This window comes from Sphingomonas sp., assembly GCF_042095875.1.
In the GTDB taxonomy this organism is placed as follows: Bacteria; Pseudomonadota; Alphaproteobacteria; order Sphingomonadales; family Sphingomonadaceae; genus Sphingomonas.
This window is the reverse complement of sequence record NZ_JBELMJ010000090.1, coordinates 1-4,350: the sequence shown is the minus strand read 5'-3', so window position 1 is coordinate 4,350 and position 4,350 is coordinate 1. Positions and strand designations below refer to the sequence as shown.

At 64.6% G+C, this 4,350-nt stretch carries 5 protein-coding genes; 2 read left to right on the top strand and 3 right to left on the bottom strand.

The window, feature by feature from the left end; all coding sequences use genetic code 11:
- Both ACFDS6_RS16630 and ACFDS6_RS16625 read right to left on the bottom strand, forming a co-directional pair.
- On the bottom strand, positions 1 to 565 hold a 565-nt coding region (locus ACFDS6_RS16630), incomplete at its 3' end, for a DUF4142 domain-containing protein (RefSeq protein WP_375273204.1).
- Between the two features lie 21 nt (positions 566 to 586).
- Entirely contained in the window at positions 587 to 718 is a 132-nt protein-coding gene (locus tag ACFDS6_RS16625; RefSeq protein WP_255210224.1) for a hypothetical protein, read from the bottom strand.
- Between ACFDS6_RS16625 and ACFDS6_RS16620 the strand changes: the two genes are divergently transcribed.
- Positions 708 to 2,270 (top strand): DUF4403 family protein, encoded by a 1,563-nt coding sequence (locus ACFDS6_RS16620; protein WP_231923442.1) that lies wholly within the window; start codon positions 708 to 710, stop codon positions 2,268 to 2,270. The two genes, ACFDS6_RS16625 and ACFDS6_RS16620, sit on opposite strands and share 11 nt — an antisense overlap.
- Positions 2,228 to 3,028, top strand: a complete 801-nt coding sequence (locus tag ACFDS6_RS16615) for a phosphoribosylanthranilate isomerase (RefSeq protein WP_375273203.1) — start codon at positions 2,228 to 2,230, stop codon at positions 3,026 to 3,028. The genes ACFDS6_RS16620 and ACFDS6_RS16615 overlap by 43 nt, the downstream gene beginning before the upstream one ends.
- Before the next feature lie 66 nt (positions 3,029 to 3,094).
- On the opposite strand, the gene ACFDS6_RS16610 is transcribed toward ACFDS6_RS16615, so the two are convergent.
- Complete coding sequence (locus tag ACFDS6_RS16610) at positions 3,095 to 3,472, bottom strand: response regulator (RefSeq protein ID WP_066516394.1); 378 nt, start codon at positions 3,470 to 3,472, stop codon at positions 3,095 to 3,097.
- Positions 3,473 to 4,350 lie beyond the last annotated feature (878 nt).

Here is a 4,350-nt window from a genome sequence, read left to right as displayed (position 1 = left end):
CTGCAAGCCCGGAGGGAGTAAGCGACTTGCCGGTGGTGAGCTCGTTTTCCAGCACCGGGACCGCGGTGCCGGCGACCTGCTGCAGCGCCGGGTCGGTCCCGTCCTGCGCGTAACCCTTGTGCACGGCCCAGGCGGCCTGCTGAACCTGCGCGGACTGCGTCAGATACAGATTGTCAAAGGCGCTCTTGGGCGCCTTCTGGAGCAGCTTGAGGAGGGCAGCGCGGTCGGCGGACAGGCTCGAGGACGGCGCCTTGATCGTGCGCTGATCATTCTTCAGCGCCGCCAGCAGCGCCTTGTGGCTGCTCTGCGTTTCCGCCAGCACGCGCTTTGCATAGGCCTTGACGTCGTCTCTCTGCGCGCGCGTCGCGGCAAGCTGCGCGGCCTTGATCTGGTAAAGGTTCGCATCGGCCGCAGCGAGCACGTAATTGGGTCCGCTCTGGCTCGCGATCGGCGAGACGCCGACGTCAGCGCTGGTCATTGTTCCCGAAGTGGCGGGCGAAACGGCCTGCGCCAGCACTGGTACCGGCGCCAGGGTGAGCAGCGCAGCGACAATCGCAATCTTCATCGAGGTTCTCCGTTGGTGTTGTCAGGCATTGACCGAAATCAACGGGTCGAACGATAAGGAAACGGAACGGTTCCCTTTCTTGCGACGCACCTCGGCGCTCTGCTGGAGAGGTGGCCGCTCGGACGTCTGGAGGTACGCGGCGATGATGAACATGGCGGCTCTTGAAGCCGTTCCAATGCCGGTTAAGTCGAAATCTGAAGCGGCAGACCGAATTGCGAGGTTTTCCTTGCGCAAAAGCGACGTCTCCCGCGCCTCGATCGTGTTCGCTCTGCTCTGCGTTGCCATCCTCACTGGCTGCGACCGAACTCCTCGCGAGGCGCCTCCGCGAGCGAAGGACACGATCAGCGTACCGCCGCAGACCTCCACCATCGACGTGCCGATCGTCGCGGACCTGGGCAAGCTGGCGGCAACTCTCGAAAAGGCGGTTCCGCGTCGCCTTTGGTCAATCGACAAGCCGGAGCAGACCTGCGTCCCGCCGAAGAAGGTCAAGATCCTCTTTGCGAGAATTAAGACGCCCGCGATCCGGTGCCGCATCACGGGCACCGTAGTCCGAGGGCCGTTGGTGCTGGAGGGCTCGGGCAAAACGATCACCGTCACCATGCCGCTTCACGCCGCGATCAGCGCCCGGGACGTGGGAGGCGTGCTCAGCCGGGAAACAGCCGAGGCGGACGCCCGCGTTCGGGCAGTAGCCAGGCTCGACATCGCCGGCGACTGGTCGCCGCGCGCAACGGTATCGATCGCCTACGACTGGACCGACGAGCCGCACGTCGACTTCCTGGGCCAGCGTATCGAGTTCACCAGCAAGGCCGACGCCAAGCTCGCCGGCGTCGTCGCGCGCCTGGAGCACACTCTGCCGCAGGAGCTCGGCAGATTGCAGCTGCGCGAGCAGATCGCGCAGGTGTGGGGCGCGGCGTTCACCTCCGTCCAGCTGAACCGGGCGAACCCGCCGGTGTGGATGCGGATCACTCCCCGACAGTTGAGCTACGGAGGCTACACTATTTCGCGCAATCGGGTGAACCTGGCGCTGGGGCTGACGGCGGGGACGGAGACCTTTGTCGGCGATCGGCCGCCTGATCCGCAGCGCCAGCCGCTCCCCGCCATGACGCGCATGCAGCCTGGACCCGGCCGCATCCTGTTCGCCATACCCGTCATCGCCGACTATCGTCAGCTGGAGCCGGTGCTCGCAAAGGCATTGGTGAAGCGTTCCCGCCGCCCCTTCGAGGTGCCCGGTGTCGGTGCGGTGCGCGCGCAGTTTTACCAGGTGACCATCTACGGCACGACGGGCGGCAAGATCGCGGTCGGGCTCCGCTTCAGTGCGGCAGCCGAAGGCGGGGAGCCTTCGCGGGGCACGATCTGGCTTACCGCCACGCCGCGCAACGCCGTCAATGATCGCCGTGTCGCGTTTGACGATCTCACCGTCGCAGGTGTGACCGACTCGGTCCGAACAAGCCTGCTTCTGAAGCTCGTCAACGCCCCCGGCATCTCCAGCACCGTGTCCGCCGCGCTGACGCAGAACTTCGAAAAGGATTTCGACGAGCTGCTCGCCAAGATCACCCGTGCGATCGACGAGAAGCGGATCGGCGACCTGATCGTGCGCGCCCACATCACGGACGTGCGCACGGGCCAGCTGAAGGCGGCGGGGCAAGGCGTGTACCTTCCCGTATGGGGGCGCGGCACGGCCACGATCCGCCTTGCTCCACGATAGAGGACGCCCGACCTCACGACGGCAACCGGCACGGACCGGCGCATTGCCCTTGCATCGGCCTGGCGGCATGTCTCCATCCCATGAGAACTCGTATAAAGATTTGCTGCATCGCCTCGCCGGATGAAGCGCGGATCGCGATCGCCGCGGGGGCGGATGCGCTGGGGCTGGTAGCACGCATGCCCTCTGGTCCCGGTCCGATCTCCGACAGGGCGATCGCAGAGGTGACGGCGCTCGTGCCACCGCCGGTGGCCACCTTCCTGCTGACATCCGAGACGACCGCCGACGCCATCTCCGCCCATGTCCGCGCGACCGCTCCGTCGGCGGTCCAGATCGTGTCGCACATCGATCCCGCGGAGTCGGGCAAGCTGGCAGCGCTGGAGCCGCACGTCCGCCGGATACAGGTCATCCACGTCGAAGGGCCGGAAGCGCTACAGCTGATCCCGGCCTATGAGCCTTGCGTTCATGCCTTCCTGCTCGACTCCGGCAGGCCCAACGCCCCGGTCGCTGAGCTGGGCGGAACCGGCCGCGCGCATGACTGGGCGGTCAGCGCCGCTTTCGTCCGTGCGACCGAGAAGCCGGTGTTTCTTGCCGGGGGCCTGACCGCCGCTAACGTGGCGGAAGCGATCGGGCAGGTTCGCCCCTATGGTGTCGACCTGTGCTCCGGCGTCCGGACGGGTGGTCAGCTCGACCCGCAGAAGCTGTTCGCCTTCGTCACCGCGGTCCAGCAGATCGACCGGGAAATGGCGCGGGCGATGTGACGGCACTGGCACCGGCGTGAACGCCTTCCTCCGCCGGAGTCCTGTGCAGTTAAGGTTAGCCCCCCGTCACAGACTTGCCGCCTCCAGTTCGCGAAGCAGGCGATGCGGATCGAACGGCTTGGGCATGAACGCGGTTCGGACCGGCAGATCCTCGCTGTCCAGGGGCACGTTGCCCGACACCACGAACAGGACGGTTGGCGGATAGCGCCCGCGCACGTGATGAGCGAGTGCAAGGCCGTCCATCGACCCAGGCATGTTGACGTCCGTCAGAACAGCGCCGATCTCCCTGTGACGATCGAGCAATTCGATGGCGCTCTCGGCATTCGTGGCCTCGAACACTTTCCAACCTGCATGTTCGAAGAAGTCGACCAGATCGAACCTGAGGATGGCTTCGTCTTCCACGATCAGGATCGTCTTGTTCGCAATCGGCTTACGCTGGCCCACTAATTGTTTCCATCATTGATCGAGACGTCTTCAAGGCGTGCATGGAGGGTGAACGTGAACCCTTCCGCATCGAATGCAGCTTCCGTCTTGCCGCTGGTGTACGCGCTCAACGATCGCTCGATGAGAACTGAGCATCGCCATCGCGCGCCGTGTAGGTCGCGCACGCATCAGAGGAAGCGCGAGCGCGGCCAGCGCCATCCAGCCTGCCAGCACGCCCAATCCGCCCGGCGACGCGCCCCACCGCTCGATAAGGCCCGCCAATGACGCCGCGCCGTAACCCAGCAGCAGGATTAGCACGGCCGCGACAGAGAGCGAGGCCATGCGGCTCGGAGGGTAAGGTGCGGCAATCGCCATCGAAATACGATAGCGTGAACCGGTTGCCTTGAAATTAAAGTTCGGCAGTAATTTCCGCAGGCTCGGGTGTCACAACCGGACGAGGCTGTTGAAAAAGTCGCTTCGGCTTGGAAGGGGCGTTGGTCTGAGCAATATTCTTCTCGTATCGCGTCAACCATCGCAACTCCTGGTGTAAAGCCGCTATCCGTAAGCAATCATATTACGCGCGACGTGGCTGCGCTGCCGGCTCGCCGAGTTTTTCAACAGTCTCGGTCGGTTTTGACGCTGCAGACGCGACCACGGTTTTCCCGGGGTTTGCGTGTGTCAGAACCCCGGTTCATAATGTCAGCTTCCAAGACCGGCAACTTGCCTCGGCTACGTCTGCCTTTGGGTCGGGAGCCGACAACGGCGCGCGATCCCACCCTCGTGACCACGTTCATGCCACGGCCAATCACGGCCGTGGAGACGAACAATGGGACATGCACAATATGGGGACCGGTGAGAGGATGGTCGAAAACGTACGCTAAGCGTCCCGGCTTTGCTGG

Excerpts from the sequence above, each read along its gene's own strand:
- ACFDS6_RS16620 (WP_231923442.1), top strand. The coding sequence starts at position 708 with ATGATGAACATGGCGGCTCTTGAAGCCGTTCCAATGCCGGTTAAGTCG.
- ACFDS6_RS16625 (WP_255210224.1), bottom strand. The coding sequence starts at position 718 with ATGTTCATCATCGCCGCGTACCTCCAGACGTCCGAGCGGCCACCTCTC.
- ACFDS6_RS16615 (WP_375273203.1), top strand. The coding sequence starts at position 2,228 with ATGGGGGCGCGGCACGGCCACGATCCGCCTTGCTCCACGATAGAGGAC.